Annotated in this window: 1 protein-coding gene; it reads right to left on the bottom strand. The window is 67.2% G+C overall.

Going from position 1 to position 320, the window contains the following annotated elements:
• Window positions 1-320 (bottom strand): aldehyde dehydrogenase family protein (locus GV790_RS29510; protein WP_163818090.1); only part of this gene is annotated, 320 nt, incomplete at both ends.

The following is a 320-nucleotide window of genomic DNA, read 5'->3' as shown; positions in this document are numbered from 1 at the left end:
TGGTCGGGCCGAAGGTTTCCTCCTTGACCGCCGAGGAGTCCTCGTCGGTGTCGAGCAGCACCACCGGCTCGATGAACGGGGCCTTGACCGATTCCGGGCCGCCGACAATGGCGGTGCCGCCCTTGGCGATGGCGTCATCGATGTGGCGGCGCACGATATCGACCTGGCTCGGCATCGTCATCGGGCCGTAGTTGGCATCCGAGCCGGAGCCGGGCTTGACGTCGGTGAGGATGCGCCGCAGTTCGGCGACGAACTCGTCACGCACCGAGCGATCGACATAGACCCGCTCCACGCCCGCGCAGGTCTGGCCGCTGTTGGAT

It is taken from the genome of Nocardia cyriacigeorgica, from assembly GCF_010858045.1.
Classification (GTDB): domain Bacteria; phylum Actinomycetota; class Actinomycetes; order Mycobacteriales; family Mycobacteriaceae; genus Nocardia; species Nocardia cyriacigeorgica_E.
This window is presented reverse-complemented; position numbering and strand designations above follow the sequence as displayed.